Raw genomic sequence first — 18,705 nt, 5'->3', positions numbered from 1 at the left:
GAGGGCAGTTTCATTCGGATGCAAACGACGGCCGCTCCGCGAACCATGCCACCGCCAGGTCCTTGAACGCCTCAGCCGAAGGCGTCAGCGGATAGCGCTGATCATGCGCCAGCACGATGCTGTGCGTTGGCAATTTCTCCTCGGTCGGCCGACACACCAACGCTTGGCCATCATAGCTGCGGTCACCAAATGGCCGGGTGTAGATCAGCGCCACGCCAAACCCGTTGGCGACCAGGCTACGCTGCATCTCGAAGGTGCGCACACGGTGTACAGCGGCGGGCGAAAGATCGTAGAAGCTGAACAGGTCCAGCACATGCTGCCAGCTGTGGACCTGATCGGTGACTACCAGGGTGTATTCGGATAGCGCTTTGAGGCTGACGCGCGACTCTTTGGCCAACGGATGATCGGCGGCCAGCAGTACCTGAGCGGTCAGCTGGCACAGCTGGGTGCATTGAGTGTTCGGCGGCAGACCCAGATCGTAGGTGATCGCCAGCTCTATCGCGCCCTCACTCAGCCGCTTGCCAACATAATCGAAGCTGCCTTCGCGCATATCGACCGTGACCCTCGGGCAGGACTCCTGCATCCGGCGCACGATCTGTGGCAGGCAATAGGGCGCCAGGTCTTCAAAACACCCGACTACCAACTCTCCGACACACTCTCCCGCATTGGCATTGATCTCGGCAAAGGTCCGAGCCTCGCTCAGAACGCGACGGGCCTGGACCATGACGGTACGCCCGAACGGGGTCAGCGATATGCCGAGGCCACGTTGGCGCACGAAAATCGATTGACCCAGCACCTCTTCCAATTCGCTGATGGCCGCCGAAATGGAGGGCTGCGAAACATGAAGCTCCATGGCGGCAGTCGTCAGGTTCCCGTGCTTGGCCGCTGCGAGCGCGTAGCGCAGTTGTCGCAGTGTGAACTTCATAGGTTTTTCCGTTGTGATACATCAGGACATATTATTTTATCCTTTTTTGAGGTTGTGAAATATTTCCTCTGTGCAGTGGCCACCGATCACAGGTGCCACGCCGATGCCGATTGCAAGGCTGATCAGCCAGTTTGGCGACCCTCTTTGGGCCGGATGCCCTCGACTACTGCAATCCATGTTCTTGTTTGGGAGCGTCACAATGAAAATTACAAAGGCTCTGCTGACCACGACACTATCTTTCGGGCTGCTGGCGGCCGCTGGTGCCAGCCAGGCGGCCGGCTGGTGCGAGTCTGGCAAACCGGTGAAATTCGCCGGATTGAACTGGGAAAGCGGGATGCTGCTCACGGACGTGATGCAGTTCGTGCTGAAAAATGGTTATGGCTGTGAAACCGACAGCCTGCCGGGCAACTCCATCTCCATGGAAAACGCCCTGAGCAGCAACGACATTCAGGTGTTTGCCGAAGAGTGGGTAGGGCGCAGCGAGGTCTGGAACAAGGCTGCCGCTGCCGGCAAGGTCGTTGGCGTCGGCGCGCCGGTCGTTGGCGCGGTCGAAGGCTGGTATGTGCCGCGTTACGTGATCGAAGGCGACCCCAAGCGCAAACTCGAAGCCAAGGCGCCGAACCTCAAGACCATCGCCGATCTTGGGCAATACGCCCAGGTATTCAAGGACCCGGAAGAACCGGACAAGGGGCGCTTCTACAATTGCCCGGCCGGCTGGACCTGCGAGCTGGACAACAGCGAGATGCTCAAGCACTACGGCCTGGAAAGCAGCTACACCAACTTCCGCCCGGGCACCGGCCCGGCACTGGATGCCGCCGTGCTGTCGAGCTACAAGCGTGGCGAGCCGATCCTGTTCTACTACTGGTCGCCGACGCCGCTGATGGGCCTGGTCGACCTGGTCAAGCTGGACGAGAAGCCAGGCGTGGATAAATCCCTGACCATCAAAGTGGGCCTGTCGAAGGCCTTCCACGAGCAGGCGCCGGAACTGGTGGCGGTGCTGGAAAAGGTCAATCTGCCGATCGACCTGCTGAACCAGAACCTGGCGCGCATGAGCAAAGATCGCATCGAGTCGCCGGAACTGGCCAAGTTGTTCCTCAAGGAACACCCCGAGGTCTGGCACAGCTGGGTCAGCGAAGACGCAGCCAAAAAGGTCGACGCGGCACTCTGAGCGTGTGGGCTCGTCCGGCCCCTGCCGGACAAGGCACGCGACAGTCCGTTTCATGCACTTGCTCGAGAGAATTCCATGTTTCCCAAGAACTACACGTTTTCCATTGCCGACTGGGTCAATGGCTGGGTCGATGCGCTTGTAACCAACTACGGTGACGTGTTCCGGCACATCTCCGACACCCTGCTGTGGGCCATCGTCAACCTCGAAGGCCTGCTGCGCGCAGTACCCTGGTGGCTGATGCTGGCCATCGTCGCCGGTATCGCCTGGCACGCCACCCGCAAAGTCGTGACCACTGCCGTGATCGTCGGCTTGCTGTTCCTGGTCGGCGCGGTCGGCCTCTGGGACAAGCTGATGCAGACCCTGGCGCTGATGCTGGTCGCAACGCTGATATCAGTCCTGGTCGGCATTCCGCTGGGTGTGCTGTCGGCGCGCAACGATCGCCTGCGGGCGGTGTTGATGCCGCTGCTCGACATCATGCAGACCATGCCCAGCTTCGTGTACCTGATACCGGTGCTGATGCTGTTCGGCCTGGGCAAGGTGCCGGCGATCTTCGCCACCGTCATCTATGCCGCGCCGCCGTTGATTCGCCTGACCGACCTGGGCATTCGCCAGGTGGATGGCGAGGTCATGGAGGCTATCAACGCTTTCGGTGCCAATCGCATGCAGCAACTGTTCGGCGTGCAGCTGCCACTGGCGTTGCCGAGCATCATGGCCGGTATCAACCAGACCACCATGATGGCCCTGTCGATGGTGGTCATCGCCTCGATGATCGGTGCCCGTGGCCTGGGTGAAGACGTTTTGGTCGGCATCCAGACCCTGAATGTGGGCCGCGGCCTCGAAGCGGGCCTGGCCATCGTGATTCTGGCGGTCGTGATCGACCGCATTACCCAGGCCTATGGCCGACCACGGCATGGGGTGGGCAAATGAGCGCCAAACAGACAATGAACAAGATCGAAGTCAAGAATGTCTTCAAGATATTCGGTGCTCGCGCCGAAGATGCCCTGAAACTGATCCGCCAGCAAAAAGCCAAGGATCAGGTCCTGGCCGAAACCGGTTGCGTGGTCGGGGTCAACGATCTCTCGTTGTCCATCGGCAGCGGCGAGATCTTCGTGATCATGGGGCTGTCGGGCTCGGGTAAGTCCACCCTGGTGCGCCACTTCAATCGCCTGATCGACCCGACCAGCGGCCAGATCCTGGTCGATGGCGAAGACATTCTGCAGTACGACATGCAAGCCCTGCGCGAATTCCGCCGGCACAAGATCAGCATGGTGTTCCAGAGCTTCGGCCTGTTGCCGCACCGCACCGTGCTGGACAACGTCGCCTACGGCCTGAAAGTTCGTGGCGAGAGCAAGGCCATGTGCACAGAGCGTGCCCTGCACTGGATCAACACCGTGGGCCTCAAGGGTTACGAAAAGTCGTACCCGCACCAGTTGTCGGGTGGCATGCGTCAGCGCGTCGGCCTGGCCCGCGCCCTGGCTGCCGACACCGACATCATCCTGATGGACGAAGCCTTCAGTGCGCTCGACCCGCTGATTCGCGCCGAAATGCAGGACCAGTTGCTGGAGCTGCAGAAGACCCTGCACAAGACCATCGTCTTCATCACGCATGACCTGGACGAGGCAGTGCGCATCGGCAACCGGATTGCCATTCTCAAGGACGGTCGGCTGGTCCAGGTCGGCACACCGAAAGAAATCCTCTACCAGCCTGCGGACGAATACGTCGATCGTTTCGTGCAGCGTCGCGTAGCTTCGCTTTAAGGAACGCGTGTATGTCGTTTGCCGAAAGAATCATCATCGCCGACGCGCCAGTTCGTTGGCAGGACGTGGTGGCAGTGGCCCGGCATGGCGCGAAGCTTGAGCTGGCCCCATCGGCCTGGGCGCGGATCGAGAACGCCCAGGCCATTGTCCAGCGCATCGTTTCCAGCGGTGACCGCGCCTATGGCGTCAACACCGGGCTCGGCGCCCTGTGCAATGTCTCGTTGCAGGACGAACAACTCAGCCAGCTGTCGCACAACACCTTGCTCAGCCATGCCTGTGGCGTGGGTACGGCGCTGTCGGACGAACAGACCCGGGCGATCATGTGTGCGGCGATCATCAATTTCTGCCAGGGCCGTTCCGGCCTGCAGCGCAAGGTGGTCGAGGCGCTGCTGACCCTGCTCAACCAGCACATCACCCCGCAGGTGCCGAAGCAGGGGTCGGTGGGGTACCTGACCCACATGGCGCATATCAGCATCAGCTTGCTGGGCGTCGGCCAGGTCAGCTATCGCGGCCAGATCATGCCGGCGCAGCAGGCCTTGGCCGAGGTCGGCCTGGCGCCGGTCAAACTGGGTGCCAAGGATGGCCTGTGCCTGGTCAACGGTACCCCTTGCATGACCGGCCTTAGCTGCCTGTCCCTGGACGACGCAACTCGGTTGAGCCAATGGGCGGACGTTATCAGCGCCATGAGCTTCGAGGCCCTGCGCGGCCAACTCGATGCCTTCGACCCTGAAATCATCGCGATGAAACCGCACCCCGGCATGCAGCGCGTGGGTAGTAACCTGCGGCGCCTGCTCGACGGCAGCGAAATCATTGCCAGCAGCCAAGGCATTCGCACCCAGGACGCCTTGAGCATTCGCTCGATTCCGCAGGTTCATGGCGCCGCGCGCGATCAGCTGGAACACGCTGCGCGGCAGATCGAAACCGAACTCAACTCCACCACCGACAACCCGATGCTGCTGGGTACGCCCGAGTCGTATCGGGTGGTTTCCCAGGCGAATCCGCACGGCCAGTCGGTGGCCATGGCGGCCGACTTGCTGGCCATCGCGGTGGCCGAGATCGGGGCGATTGCCGAGCGTCGTCTCGATCGCCTGATCAACCCGTTGGTCAGCGGCTTGCCGGCGTTCCTGGTCAGCCAGCCGGGGGTGAATTCGGGCATGATGATTGTCCAGTACGTGGCCGCTTCACTGTGTGCGGAAAACCGTCAGCTGGCACAACCGGCAGTCGTCGACAACTACGTCACCTCCGGCCTGCAGGAGGACCATCTGAGCATGGGCACCAATGCCGGGTTGAAGCTGCACCGCGCCCTGGAGAACTGCACGCAGATTCTTGCCATCGAATACCTGTTGGCGGCCCAGGCATTCGAGTTCCTCAAGGAGCAACGCTTTGGCGCGGGTACCAACGTTGCCTGGCGGTTGTTGCGCGAACGGGTTCCGGCGTATGTCCAGGACCGTTGGTTGGCTCCGGATATCGCCAGCAGCGCATCTATCCTGAAGGACCCGGGCCTGCTTGGCGCTGCATTCCCCGAGCTGCTATGACCGATGCAAGGGCCACTCATGGCTTCGAATCGTGAGGGGCGAAGCTTGTGCAATCCGGGGGGGCAAATGCCCCCTTGTTTGCGAACGACCTATAAATCGTTGACTTTGCGCGCTATCAGGAACATTCATGATTCTGGAGTCACTGATGTTCGAGGTGAGATCATGGCGCAGACCGACGTTCTCATTGTCGGAGCCGGTCCGACCGGGCTGGTTCTTGCTCTTTGGCTCAACAGGCAAGGCGTCGCCGTAAGGATCGTCGACAAGAGCAGTGGTCTTGGCGAAGCTTCTCGCGCAATGGCTGTTCAAGCCCGCACGCTGGAGCTCTATCGCCAGCTCGACCTGGCCGAGCCAGTGATAGAGGCCGGCTATAAAACCCCTGCCATGAACATGTGGGCACGCGGTCGGCACAGGGCGCGTATCCCCTTGGGCGACGCAGGCAGAGAGGTTTCAGCGTATCCCTTCGTGTTGATCTACCCCCAGGACCGCCATGAGCGCCTGCTGGTGCAGCAGCTCCAGTCACTCGGCGTGGATGTGGAACGGCAGACCGAACTGCTGTCCTTCGAGGAGGGTGAAAGCCATGTCACGGCCCTGCTGAAACATGCTGATGGGCGAGAAGAGTCCTGCACTGCGGCTTTTCTGGCGGGGTGCGATGGCGCTCGGTCGCTTGTGCGGCAAGAGATCGGCAGCGGTTTCGAGGGCGGCACCTACAAACAGCTTTTCTATGTTGCAGATGTCAGGGTAACTGGCGTCGAGCCGGCAGGTGAGGGGCATATCGCTTTTGACAAATCCGATTTTGTGCTGCTCTTGTGCTATGGCGAAAGGGATCAGTACCGCTTGATTGGCACCGTGCGTGATGAGCGAGCCGAGCATCCTGAACATCTGACGTTCGAGGACGTTGGCCATGATGCCATCAACGGCTTGAACCTCAGGATTACCGCCGTGAACTGGTTTTCCACCTACCGTGTTCACCATCGCGTCGCGGACCATTTCCGCCGTGGCCGGGCGTTTCTGCTCGGTGATGCTGCGCATGTGCATAGCCCGGCGGGCGGGCAGGGCATGAACACCGGCATTCTGGACGCGATCAACCTGGCATGGAAGCTGGCCGCGGTGTTGGAAGGGAAGGCGCCCGACACATTGCTCGACAGCTACCAGATCGAACGCCAGGCGTTTGCCCGCACGCTGGTGGAGACAACTGACAAACTGTTCACCTTCGTTACCGCTCAGGGCGGATTTGCCGACTTTGTACGTACTCGCATCGCGCCGCTCTTCGCGAGCGTTGCATACAAGAGCGAAAACGTCCGCGAGTACCTGTTCCGAGTGGTTTCGCAAACCACCCTCGATTACCGCGAAAGCCCGCTGAGCCAAGGCAAGGCCGGTGGCGTTCAGGGCGGTGATCGCCTGCCATGGCTGCCTGTGGGCACCGAGGACAACTACGCTTCACTGGCAGCCATTCAGTGGCAGGTGCATGTTTACGGCGAAGCCAAGGCCGACTTGTCCCAATGGTGCGCAAGGCACGGTATTGCGCTGCATGTTTTCGCTTGGGAGCATGCGTACGAGAAAGCCGGCGTTGCCAGAAATGCTGCTTACCTGTTGCGGCCTGACAACTATGTCGCGCTGGCTGATCCTGAGGGGGAGGCGACTACCTTGAGCCGGTATTTCGAGGCGCAGGGCGTCATGCTGCCCACCTGAGGAATCGAAGCTTGCGACATGGGTTCTGCCAGGCTACTTGGTTTGTAGTCGTGCGGCTGTAGCCATGACCTCGTCTTCTACCGACAGCACCTCCTTGAGCGGTGTTTCACCGACCCCCATCGCTCGCTCGATGAGTAGTTCGCTTCCACCGTTCTGCAGCAGTGTTTGCAGGCGTTCGAACTCGCTGCACCAGATCGTCTCGATATCCCGGTCACGCTGCTTGTCGCGATCGCGGCTCAATGCCACGGCGCGTACCTGCAGGCGGCCGTTGTCGGCCTTGCCGCCCAGTTCCACGCCATAGCCCGGCGTGGCTGGCTTGCGCAGCACTACCTTGCCTGATTCGGCCCAAGAGGTGGTCATGCCTTCGCGAACTTCGTAGCCGAGCTGGGCCAGCCCCTGGAGCATGGCTTCGCGACGGGCGAGGGCGGCTTGCGCTTGCACATGGGCCGCAAGAATCGCTTCGCAGCGGCCCGTCAGTTCGCCCAGGATGGCTTGCGCGGTGGTGGCCGTGCACTGGCTGACCTGCTCGAGCAACGCCTCCTGCCCAGCGCCCAGGTGGGTTTGTACTTCGTTCGCCAGGTCCTGCAGCTTGGCAAGCGAATCGCGCCGGAGCTGGATGTCGCGGCTATTGCTGGCCAGCTCGATTACCAGGCTGTCGAGCAGCAAGTTGCGCTGCTGCTCCTGGGCCTGCGCTTCGGCGCGGGCGAGAGCCTGCACGAACGGCGCCGCACAGGCTGCGCCCTGCAACAGTTGCAGCTCGGCGATATGCCGGTCGATCTGCTGCAGGCGTGGGTCGCGGGTCGCTTGTGCTCGCTCAGCCAGCCAGGTGTTCAGGTCGGGCGTGGGCGCATCATCCTTGAGCCGCTGAGCCAGCTCGCGTTGCTGCTCGCCAAGGGCATGCGGTTCGCTACTGTTACTCAGTTGGGCGAAGCCCTGGGCCAGCAGCTGTTCGGCATTGTCCAGTCGGGCGCCATCGGCCAGCCGCGTCAGGGCTTGCAACACCTGCGCGTCGGTGCCGGTGCGGCTGCCGAGGGCCTTGAGCAGAAGCGTCGCGTTTTGCTGCATGCGGCGCTGCTGCTGACGCTGCTCTGCCGCTTGCAACACGGCGCGCTCCTCGCGCGCCAGCTGGTCGCGACGCAGGTGCTCGATTTCGATGGGTACCGCCTTCTGCAGCTCTCGGAACTGCTCATCAGCGAGCAAGGCACACAATCGCGCCTGCCGTGCCCGCATGGCCGCACGCTCGTGCTCGGTCAGCTGGCCAAGCTTTTCAGCCTGGGCTTCCCAGCGGGCAACGGCCTGTTCAAGGCGGCGCAGATGGCCCTCACAAATGGCGATGATTTCTTCGCGGGTGACGATGCGCACCACCTTCGGGCCACTCATTGGCAGGTCTCCTTGTCGTTGGACGTGGCGACGGGGTGCGTCGGCCGTTCGGTCTGCATGGCGCGCTCGATGGCTGCGCGCAGGCGGGCGCGTTCGCTATCGCCGTCGTGGTACCAGGCCTGCGACGACACGCGGTGGATATGCGGGATCGCCCGGCGCAGTACAGAGGGTCGCCAGATCTCCCGGGCTCGGGCGCGTTCGAGCAGGGCGTGGCTGGGCGCGTCGCATTCGATGCCGATCGCATAGGTACCGGTACCCGGGCTTTCGATAGCGAAGTCCAGGCCAAACGCGTCGCCTTCACTGGCCGGGGCGGCGTGCCAACCCAGGGACGCGATGAACGCGCCAACGATCCTGGCGAAGCCGTCGCGGCCCTGCTCGTGCCCGTGTCCCAGTGTGCTGCGGTCGGTTTGCAGGCGGCCCAGCAGCTTGCCGGTGTAGTTGAATTCGCCGGCACACAGCGCCCGCGCGTATTCCAGGTAGCCTTGCAGGTAGTCGCGTGGGCTGACCGGGGCGCGCTGGGTGTTGAGCATGTCCGAAATATCGGCGATGGGCATCGAAGTGATCATCACCACCTTGTGCCGTGCGCGGGTAACCGCCACGTTCAGGCGGCGTTCGCCGCCGCTCTGGCCGAGCACGCCGAAGTTGCGGCGGAAGGTGCCCTGGCTGTTGCGGCCGAAGGTGGAAGAAAACACGATCACGTCGCGCTCATCACCCTGCACGTTCTCGACGTTCTTGACGAACACCGACATGTCTTCGCCGTCCTCGCTGCGTTCGCGCTCCTGGGCGTATGCGGCGCGGAAAGTTTCGTCTTCGCTGGCGCGGGCCTCCAGATGCTCCTCGATCAGCTCGGCCTGCTTGCGGTTGAAGGTCACCACGCCCACCGAGGGGCGCTGTTCGCAGGGTTTCTGCCAGAGCGCTTCCAGGTACTGCACGACACGCTCGGCCTCAACGGCGTTGCTCTGGTTCTGGTACAGGCCATCGACCTGGATCAGTTCCAGCGGCTTGAGCTGGCGGATGCTCGCCTGGGGATGGCGTACCGGCACGTTCAGGCGGTTGCCGTAAAACGAGGCGTTGGAGAATCCGATCAGTTCGCGGTAGGCCGAGCGGTAGTGAATTTGCAGGGTGGTGCTGGGCAGGGCGTTGCGCGCCAGTTGCAGAAGGTCCGGGCAGTCCTTGATCTCACGGCGGTTCCAGGTGTCCTCGAACGCTTCGCGTTGCTCTTCGTCGGCATCCTCGTCGGGCTCGTCGCCATCGAACAGTTCGGCCTCGTCACTTTCGACGCGGCTGGAGAAGAACGCTGTCGGTGGCATCTGCTTCTCGTCGCCACTGACTACCGTGACCTGGCCGCGGAACAGGGTCGGTAGGGCGAACTCCACCGGCATCTGCGACGCCTCGTCGTAGATCACCGTGTCGAACAGGCCGTTTTTCAACGGCAATACGCGGCTGGCCACGTCCGGGTTCATCAGCCACACCGGGCGCAATGTCATCAGCCCCAGTGGGGCGCCAAGTTCGAGGAATTCGCGCAGCCGGCGCGAGCGCTTGCCGGTTAGCCGGGTCACGTCCTCCCACTGCTTGCGGCTGCCCAGGCGCGCCGGGTCGATACCGGTGGCCAACAGTTCGCGGTTGAGCTCACGCATGCGTGTATCGGCCTGGGCCAGGCTGGCGACCTTGGCCTGAGCTTCCTCCTGGCTGAACAGCAGCTCTGGGTTGGCCTGCTCGATGCGGTGCTTCCAACCTAGCCGTGCTTCGCGGTTGAGCAGGCGGCGCACGGCAGCGTCGAGCTGATCGGCTGGCAAGGCGTCGAGTTCCGCCTGGCGTTGGCGCAGCAGGGCCAGCAACGCCAGCTCGGTCTCGGTGAGCTGCCCGGCGCGAGCCCGGAAGCCCTGATAGGCCGCCAGGTGGGGCAAGGCGTCGTGCAGGCGGCCGAGTGCCAGTTCGTTGTTCAGGTTGTGTTCCACGGCATGACGCAGCTGTTGGGCCAGTTCGCTGCCGAGCCAGTCGTCGAGCAGCTTGAGCTGTTCCAGGCTGGACTGGCGCACGCCTTGGCGCAGCAGCGAGGCGTCCAGGTCGCCGAGCAACGCCTCCAGATGCTGTTTGTCGCCGGTAAGCACTGCCTCGTCGGCCTGGCGTGCGCGCGGCGACTGCGCCAGGGCCTGGGCCAACGTCTGGATTTCAACGAGCTGACGGATATCACCTTTGACCGTGGCTGCCAGTTCCATGCCTGCCTGCGGGGCAATGTTCTCCAGGTCCAGGTTTTGGTGCAGTACGGCAAGCTCGGCGCGCAGAGGGCGCCAATGCTGCTCCAGGTCGATTGCCGCGTGCAGCCCAGGCAAGGCTTCATCCACACGGGCTTCACCCTGGGCTTCGAGGAAGCCGTACAGGCGCTTGCGCCTGAGCAGGTGCAACGGGCTGATGCGTGCGAGCCAGGAGCCTGCCGCCATGACCTTGGCGCAATCGCTTTCCAGGCTGCGCAGCGCTTTGCTGTCGACAAGGCTCAAGGCGGGCGACAGTGCTGGCTGGTAATGGCTTTCGGGCAGTTGGTCGAGCTGCTGCTGCAGTTGCCGCAGTTCGTTCAGCATCGACTCGCCACGCGGCTGCGGCTCGCCGTCCTTGCTGCGGAACAGTGGCAGCCAGCGGGCCAGACGCAGCCGCTGTTCCGGGCTCAGGTCAAGCAAGGTCGCCACGTGGCTGGCCATCCACGTTCGGTACGGCGCAGGGTCGTCGATCTCGAAGCTGGCCGGGTGCGCTTGCAGGGTAGCCTGGCGCTGCTGTTCGGCCTGGCTGAAAGCCTGCAGGCTGTCGGTGAATGCCAGCAGGGTGGAGCGGTCAGTTGCAAAGGGCTGCAACTGAGCCAAGGGGCTGCCTTCGTAGCGGGCAGGTAGCCACAGGCGAATCAGCGGCGCGCAGTTTTCTTCCAGGCGTGTCAGGCTGGCAACGTCTAGCGCGGCCAGACGCTGGCGCAACGCCGGGAATTCGAGCGGTGCCGGCCCGTCCTCGAGCGCGATCAGTTCGCCCAGCAGGCGCCGGTAGCTCAAGCCGGTGGCCGGGTCCTGCCGGTGCAGGCTCTGGTGGAAGCGATCGAGTTCGCCTTCGAGGGTTTCGATGCGCGCCGCCATCTGCTCGCGCTGACGGAGCAGGCCTTTCCCTTCGTCGCCGCCGGTGAACAAGGTTTCCAGCTGTTCACGAATGCTGCGGATGATCGGTTCGCGGTCGCGGTTGACGTCGTTGAGCATGACGATGCGCTGGCCCAGCCCCTCGGCTACCAGACGCTTGTACACCACCTCCAGCGCCGCGTGCTTCTGGCAGACAATGAGCAGGCTGCGTTGCCGGCCAATGGCGTCGGCGACCATGTTGACGATGGTCTGGCTCTTGCCGGTCCCCGGCGGCCCCTCGACCAGCAGGCCTGGGCCTTGGCGCGCTTGCAGCACGGCGGCTTCCTGGGACGGGTCGCTGGCGACAGTGAAGTAGCGTTGTAGCTCCGTCGGCGCGGGCACGGCTTCGCTTTCATCGTCGCCCCTCAGCCGTAGAGCGGTCTCGAGACCGCTGCCAGCAGGTGACAGCGCTTTGAGCTGACGCAGGTCCTCGCCGATGGCCTGGCCCAGGAAGGTGACGTGGAACAATACGGCGGCGCAGGCCAACTCATCCTGGTAGGGCGCGACTTCTACGCTGCTGGCCGGCAAGCCGGCGAGGGTGCGTGAGCGTGCCGTGGCCAGCATGCCGAAGGCGTCCATGACGTCGCTGGCGCGGATCGAGGAGCGGCCGAGCAGTTCGTCGGCAGTTTTGCGCCAGCGCTTGCAGGCCTCGGCCCCGAGCACGCTTTCCAGCGCCGGGTTCAGGCGCACTTCTTCGCGCTCGCTGTCGAAGGCAAGCGCCACATGGCCGCGGCTACCTAACTCAAGCAATAGCTTCACCGGCCACAACAGCAAGGGAATGATGCGGGTGCGAGTGGTGCCGCGTGGGTCGCGGCTGAGCAGGAATGGGAAGCCCAGGTACAACCCGTCGATACCGGTGTCGCGCTTGTACAGCGCGCTCTGCCGGTACAGCGCGTGCAGGCGCGAGGCGATTTGCGGCGTGGCCTGCAAGCATTCCGGGTCCAGGTTCACGGCCCGCTCGTTGCGTTGCAGCAGGTGATCGAGCAAGCCGGCGGCCGGGTGGCGCTCGCTGTGCAGCTCGTTGAGGTCGACCCGGGCGGTGGTCTTGCCGATGCTCATGCGCACCAGCGGGCCGCGCATCACGGCGGTCACCACTTTCTTCTCGAAGAACTCGAGGATCTGCGACACATATTGCTGCTTTTGCGGTTCCAGCCACTGGCTGGCCGGGATGGCCAGCAGGACCAGAGCCTGGGCCAGTGGCATGCGCCGTTCCAGGCGGAACTGTTCGGCCCAGGCGTCCACTGCGTCGACGCCGCTGCGGGCGAAACCGCGTATGCGATCGTCGACGATGTGGTACAGGTCCTGACGCGGGTGCTGCAACAATGCAGTGGCTGCTTCGCGGTCGAACCAGCCGACCTCGACGCTGCCGGCCAACTTGGCGGCTTCCTCGATGATCGCATCGACTGACCGGAACTGGCCGATAGACGCGCTGAGCAGCACGATCAGGTCTTCCTCGGCGATTACCCGCCGTTCCGCCAATGCCAGCAGGCCGGGGTGCTCGGTATCTGGCAGCAGGCGCTGGCGCGCTTGCCATTCGCTGCTCAGCTTGGCCCGCGAGGTCGAAAGCAGGTATACCCGCAAGGTCTCCTCGACCAGTTCGATCTGCTGGTGCAGGGCGCGCTGGCGAACCAGCTCGGCCCGCAGCTTCAGGCGCGACAGCCAGTTGTCGGTCTGCAGTTGCTCCAGCAGGTCGGGCACCGAGCCGCTGATCAGCCGGTAGCCTTCCAGGGGATGCTCCAGCAACCAGCCCGGGGTCACGATATCGCCACGGTGAATCAGCGGGATTTCCGGGTTGAGCAGTTTCAGCGCGAGCATCAGGCGGAAGTCGTCCTCCAGCCCTTCATGCTGCACCACCTGGCGCAGGCCGGCGAGTAACGGGGCTGGCAGGCCGAGCTGCTCGGCCCAGGTGACGATGACGCCGCGCAGCAGGTGGTCGAGTGCCTGCGGCCAATGCTCAGCGTGCGCGGCGGCCAGGGCGAAGACAGCCGGCTTGTGGTAGCGCTTCTCGCCCAATTGCAAAGTGGCGCCTTGGCCGTTGTCATGTTCGGCGAAGGCCGAGGCCGGCGCCTGCACCGGGCGCCCGTCGAGCCAGGCCTCGACTTCGGGCCATTGCCAGCGCTGGTGGCGGTCGCGTGCCAACAGGCCGCGCAACAGCAGGTTCAACTGTGGCTCCAGGTCGTCAGGGATCGGTACACCGTTGGCCAGGACATGGATTAGGAAGGCATTGGGATGAATACCCTCGAAACAGGCACCCGCTGTCAGCTGTTCGAGCAGGATCATGCCCAGGCTCCACCAGTCCGAGGCGGCCGCCACGCCACCGGCGATGGCTTCGGGTGCCATGTAGCGGCTGGTCTCCAAGGGCGAGACAATGTCCAGGTCGAACTCCGACAGTCGGGCCGAGCCAAAGCCGCTGATTACCAGGTCGAGCGGCTCGTGGGCTCGCACCAGCAGGCTCGTCGGGCGCAGGTCACGGTGGCGCAGCCCGGCTTCGTTGAAGGCGTGCAGCGCCTGGCCCAGTTCGCGCAACACATGGCGTACGCTGTGCGCTTCATGTATCACGCCGCCGAGGTCGGCTAGGCTGCCGCCGGTCAGTTCCTCGATCACTTCGAAAGCGCGGCCATCCCAGCGACCGGTGGCCATGATCTCGGGTACGTGCTCGCGGGGCAGACGACGGATCACATCGTACACGGCCGGGTCGGGTTCTGCGCCTGGGCGGTAAAGGGTGAGTACAGCCTGGCGTGCGGTTTCCTGGTGCACAGCCAGGTAACGCTCGCGCACGCCGTCTGTGTTGCTGACCTGACGGATCAACGACCAGCCTTCGATCAGGGTTTCGCCGAGCGCTGGCGCATCGGCGCTCGGTGCATCTGGCACGTTTGCCGGTACCACCTGGGCGGGTGGGGCGTCGCACTGCAGGCACATCAGGTCGCCCGGGTCCATGGCATGGCCGTTTTCGCAGACGATGCCATGCGCAGGGGGCGGGTGCCCCTGCGGCAGGTTTTCCTGGGTATGTATGATCTGCGGCCGCCAGCCGTCGGCATGGATAGGCTCGCCGGCGAGGTCCCAGTTGCACGGGGCCTGGTCGACAGTGCCTTCGCAGAACATTTCCTGGACTGGGCGTGCGGTGTTGCAGTTTGGGCAGAATCGAATCATGAGGCGACTTCCATTCAGTGGCGGTGCGCACTGGTGCGGACCTTATGGCCTTGCGCACTCAGCAGGTCGTGCAGGCGCAGCAGGTCGTCACGCAGGGGAATCCCCGCCATCCACACGCTGCCGTTCTCGTCGAACATCAGGTCGAGGGCCTTGTCGGCGGTTTGCAAGGGGCGCTCGTAGCAGGCCAAGCGTTCATGGCCGAGTGCAGTCAGCAGGTTCAGGCGCTGGTTGTCGCTGCCGCGCAGCGCCAGGGTTTGTTCGCTGTGCGCCTCGAACGGATCGCTGATCAACGCGTCGATCAGGCCTTCGGCCTGGCGCAGCTGGGGTTGCAGGTACTCCAGCGAGTAGCCGCTGTACACCAGGATGTCCAACGGGCTCGAATGGCGCAGGCCTTGGAGCAAGGCAAGCAGGGCAGGGAACTGGTCGAACGGCTCACCGCCGGAGACCGTTATGCCGTCGGCCTCGGCCAGCCAGGGCGCCAGTTGCGCCAGCAGTTGCGCGATGCTCACGCGGCGCTGCCCTGGCCCCCAGGTGTCAGCGGAAATGCAGCCAGGGCAGCGGATACTGCAACCCTGGAACCAGATACCCAGGCGCCGACCCGGGCCGAGGGTGGTGACCGGGAAGTGCACGCGGGACAGGCTCAGCTCCATGGTCAGCGGCGTTCCAGGGTCAGCCCGTCAGCACCCAGGTCGCTGATGGCGAAGTGTTCGCCCGTTTGTGCGTCCTGGTCGAACAAGGCCCGCGCCAGCGGGTTGAGCAGATGCGCCTCGAGCTGGTTGCGGATGCCACGGCCGCCGTTGGACAGGTCGCGCAGGCACAGGGTGTGCAGCGCCTGGCGCGCCGCGGGGGCGATGGCCACGTGCAGCCCCTGCAGTTGCAGGTCCTTGAAGGTGCCATCGACCATCTGTTCGAAGATCTGCTGGCCGACATTTTCACGAATGAAGTCGAAGACGATGACGTTCTCGCCGATGCGGTTAAGGATTTCCGGGCGGTTGAGCACCAGCTTGAAATGCCGGTCGATTTCGCTGTGGACCTTCTCCCGGACCTGCTCATAGGGCTCGCCAGGCAGCACGTTGGCAACGCGCTCGCCATTGTCATCCTGGCGGTAGATGCCCAGGTTGGAGGTGAACACGATCAGCGCCTCGGAGAAGTACACCCGGTCACCGCGGCCGGAGGTCAGCACGCCGTCGTCGAGAATTTGCAGGAACTTGTCGAGGATGCGTGGGTGGGCTTTTTCGATTTCGTCGAACAACACCACGCTGAAGGGTTTCTCGCGAATCGCGTTGGTCAGTTCGCCGCCCACGTCATAGCCGACATAGCCGGGCGGCGCGCCGATCAGACGCTGGTCGGCATGTTCGGCGCTGAACTCCGACATGTCGAAACGGATGTACGCGCTTTCGTCACCGAACAGCAGGCTGGTAATGGTCTTGGCCAGCTCGGTCTTGCCCACCCCGGTGGGGCCCGCCAGGAAGGCCACGCCACGCGGGCGGTTGCCCTTGCGGCTGGCGCCGACGCCGGTCATCGCCCGCTTGACGATGTCGAGCATATGGGTCACCGCGTGGTCCTGGCCCTTGACGCGCTGGTGCACCAGCGCGTCGCCCTGGCGGATTCGCTGGCGGTCGATGCGCAGCCAGGGGTCTTCGGTGACACCCACTTTGTAGCGGCGTACGGCATCGGCAATCTGCGCCATGGCCACGCCTTCGACCCGCGCCAGTTGCGCGATGGCGCTGAGGTCGAGTAGTAGCAGGCCTTCGGTGTTCTGCACGAAGGCGTCCACGGCCTGGGCGATGGCATCCTGACTCGCCTCCTGGCCACCGGCGAGCCCCCTGAGCAAGGCCGGGGCCAGGGCGCGGCGGGCTAGCTGGTCGGGTTTGGATACCGGAATATGGCGAATCCGTGGATTGTCGACCAGCAGCCAGTCCGGTAGGTCGCCTTCTTTTTCCACCAGCCACAGCAGCGTATTGAAGAAAGGCTTGCGCGTTTGTGGCTGTGGCCGGCTGCGAGCCTGGTGGGCATGCACCAGGGCCTGGGTGAACAGTTGGTGCTCGGCCGCACTCAGGGAGTCGTTACGTACCACCAGGCGCGAGGCGAAATCGATGATCAGGGCGACCGGCGTATCGCTGCGGGCCTGCAGCCGCTGCATGGTGGCGGCCAACAGGTCGATTCCTGCAGGCGCGGCGCCGTTCACCGGGTTCAGGCCAAGTTCCTGGAGCAGGGCCTGGCCCGGTGCCGGGTCGCTGCCGGGCTTGCCAAGCACGCGAAAGCCGGCCACCGGGTCCCAGGCCAGCACGTGGCCATAGCCGGTATCGAGCAGGGCGTCGCATAGGGTTTGGTTGAAACTCTGGGCTGTGACCATGCCAGGGGCGACTTCGCAGGCCTGGAGGTCACGAATATTTCCCGACAGGACGAATTGGCTTTTCAGCGGCAAGAAGCGGACGAGGTCACGCATCCAACGCGGATTTTGAAACAGTGTATTCCCTGACATGATCAAGCTCGTTACGTTGGGCGCTCATGGCAGGGTATTGCTCCTTGCGGGTAATTTCCAGTAGCACTGTGCGAAACATCTGTACAGTCGGTCCGCACTATCCGCGGGGGTCTGAAAAGATGTCAGGGTCGCCGAAGAACATTTGGACAGAGCGCTGTGGCGGTATTCCTGGTTTGCTCAGTTAACCTAGGCTCAAGCACTGCACTGGAAAGGTTAGTGATGCGTTGATCAGGCCGGTCCCCGCTAATCTTTCACGGGTTATGGTCGACACTGAATCTGCTGGTATTTTCCACGGTTGCACACATGCGTACGCTGTGTATGAATTGTGACTGACAGGCGCCAATTGGGTCTATCAAGAATCACTCAAGTGTTTTGTGTTTGCGTGGCAAGCGCCCTTGAGCCGCTCCACCCAGCACCGATCTGCGAAGAACAACATGAAATCAGCGCGTACCGTTATCTCGGAAAACTTTTTCCGACGCTTCAAGGATGTCTTTGCCCCACACCTCGACGCGCTTGGCATTGACATGGCGTTGCTTGAGCGCGCCGATATTGAAATCCCCGGTGAACAATATGTCGCGCTCTGGGAGGCCGCCGGCAGCTGCAACCCTGCTATCGGCCTGACCTTGGGCAGTCAGACCGAAGCCGACGACTTCGGCGCGCTGGGCCACGCCTTGCACTGCGCACCTAGCGTTGAAAAGGCCCTGATGACGCTGCACACGTACCTCGTGGTGTTCGCCCAGGAGTCGTCCATCGACTATTGCTGCGAGGGCCGGCAGCTGCGTGTCACCTACCAGGTCACCGACACTACCGTGCTCAATCGCCGTCAGGATGCAGAGTTTGCCATTGCCGCGATTCTGCGACAGCTGCAACTGATAACTGCCAGCGCAGTACAGCCATTGCGGGTGGACTTCGAGCACCCTCGTCCGGCAGATGTCTCCATGCACAAGCAATTGTTCATGTGCCCGGTGTTTTTCAACCAGCCGACCAACCGCATCACGTTGCCAGCCCAGGTGCTTGGCCTGCCTGCCACCCGAGGTAACGATCGACTGTTCAAGGCGCTGGAGCCGTACCTTCAGCAGGAGCGCGAGCAACGAAACATCAGCGACGAATTGCTGCCCCGGATCACCCGCATGATCGCACTCGGCATGGCCAGTGGGTTGCCGTCACTCGATCAGGTCAGCCAATACCTGGGCCTCAGCCGGCGTACCCTGCAACGTCGCCTCAAGGACCTGGACATCGAGTTCTCGGTATTGATCGAGGAGGTACGCCGCGACCTGGCAATGGGGTACCTGAACCACTCCGACTATTCGATGACACAGATTTCACTGTTGCTCGGCTACGCCGAATCCGGTTCGTTTACCCGGGCATTCCGCCGCTGGACCGGGCATTCACCGCAGCAGTACCGGCTGGCCAGTCGTACCCATGGCACCGGTGGCTGAAACTCTGGCACCTGCGGTCAATTCA

Annotated in this window: 11 protein-coding genes; 6 read left to right on the top strand and 5 right to left on the bottom strand. The window is 63.3% G+C overall.

What is annotated here, in order from left to right; translation table 11 throughout:
• Window positions 1–10 precede the first annotated feature (10 nt).
• Complete coding sequence (locus ABX298_RS25275) at window positions 11–925, bottom strand: LysR family transcriptional regulator (protein WP_054572910.1); 915 nt, start codon at window positions 923–925, stop codon at window positions 11–13.
• A gap of 199 nt (window positions 926–1,124) precedes the next feature.
• On the opposite strand from ABX298_RS25275, the gene ABX298_RS25270 reads away from it, so the two are divergent.
• The 5 genes from ABX298_RS25270 (at window position 1,125) to ABX298_RS25250 (ending at window position 7,074) form a co-directional block, all read left to right on the top strand.
• Window positions 1,125–2,093, top strand: a complete 969-nt coding sequence (locus tag ABX298_RS25270) for an ABC transporter substrate-binding protein (protein WP_015270114.1) — start codon at window positions 1,125–1,127, stop codon at window positions 2,091–2,093.
• Between the two features lie 75 nt (window positions 2,094–2,168).
• On the top strand, window positions 2,169–3,020 hold the full coding sequence (locus ABX298_RS25265; protein WP_367393827.1) for an ABC transporter permease: 852 nt from the start codon (window positions 2,169–2,171) through the stop codon (window positions 3,018–3,020).
• Entirely contained in the window at window positions 3,017–3,850 is an 834-nt protein-coding gene (locus ABX298_RS25260) for a glycine betaine/L-proline ABC transporter ATP-binding protein (protein ID WP_075045435.1), read from the top strand. Before ABX298_RS25265 ends, ABX298_RS25260 begins: the two co-directional genes overlap by 4 nt.
• 11 nt (window positions 3,851–3,861) lie before the next feature.
• Window positions 3,862–5,385 carry a histidine ammonia-lyase gene (gene hutH, locus ABX298_RS25255; RefSeq protein ID WP_367393826.1) on the top strand — a complete coding sequence of 508 codons (1,524 nt, stop codon included), beginning with the start codon at window positions 3,862–3,864 and terminating at the stop codon, window positions 5,383–5,385.
• A 162-nt stretch (window positions 5,386–5,547) separates the two neighbouring features.
• Window positions 5,548–7,074 (top strand): FAD-dependent monooxygenase, encoded by a 1,527-nt coding sequence (locus ABX298_RS25250; RefSeq protein WP_367393825.1) that lies wholly within the window; start codon window positions 5,548–5,550, stop codon window positions 7,072–7,074.
• A 33-nt stretch (window positions 7,075–7,107) separates the two neighbouring features.
• Here the strand turns inward: ABX298_RS25250 and ABX298_RS25245 are convergent, their stop codons facing one another.
• The 4 genes from ABX298_RS25245 to ABX298_RS25230 are packed head-to-tail and all read right to left on the bottom strand — an operon-like array spanning window position 7,108 to window position 17,241.
• Window positions 7,108–8,454, bottom strand: a complete 1,347-nt coding sequence (locus ABX298_RS25245) for a hypothetical protein (RefSeq protein ID WP_367393824.1) — start codon at window positions 8,452–8,454, stop codon at window positions 7,108–7,110.
• On the bottom strand, window positions 8,451–14,756 hold the full coding sequence (locus ABX298_RS25240) for an AAA domain-containing protein (RefSeq protein WP_367393823.1): 6,306 nt from the start codon (window positions 14,754–14,756) through the stop codon (window positions 8,451–8,453). The genes ABX298_RS25245 and ABX298_RS25240 overlap by 4 nt, the downstream gene beginning before the upstream one ends.
• A gap of 14 nt (window positions 14,757–14,770) precedes the next feature.
• Entirely contained in the window at window positions 14,771–15,406 is a 636-nt protein-coding gene (locus ABX298_RS25235) for a 4Fe-4S single cluster domain-containing protein (RefSeq protein WP_367393822.1), read from the bottom strand.
• 2 nt (window positions 15,407–15,408) lie between these two features.
• A complete protein-coding gene (locus ABX298_RS25230) occupies window positions 15,409–17,241 on the bottom strand; it encodes an AAA family ATPase (protein WP_367393821.1) in 1,833 nt (610 codons plus the stop codon).
• Window positions 17,242–17,765: 524 nt separating this feature from the next.
• Here ABX298_RS25230 and ABX298_RS25225 point away from each other — a divergent pair.
• Window positions 17,766–18,680, top strand: a complete 915-nt coding sequence (locus ABX298_RS25225; RefSeq protein ID WP_367394489.1) for an AraC family transcriptional regulator — start codon at window positions 17,766–17,768, stop codon at window positions 18,678–18,680.
• Window positions 18,681–18,705 lie beyond the last annotated feature (25 nt).

This window comes from Pseudomonas sp. X4 (genome assembly GCF_040784925.1).
Lineage (GTDB): Bacteria > Pseudomonadota > Gammaproteobacteria > Pseudomonadales > Pseudomonadaceae > Aquipseudomonas > Aquipseudomonas putida_Z.
This window is presented reverse-complemented; position numbering and strand designations above follow the sequence as displayed.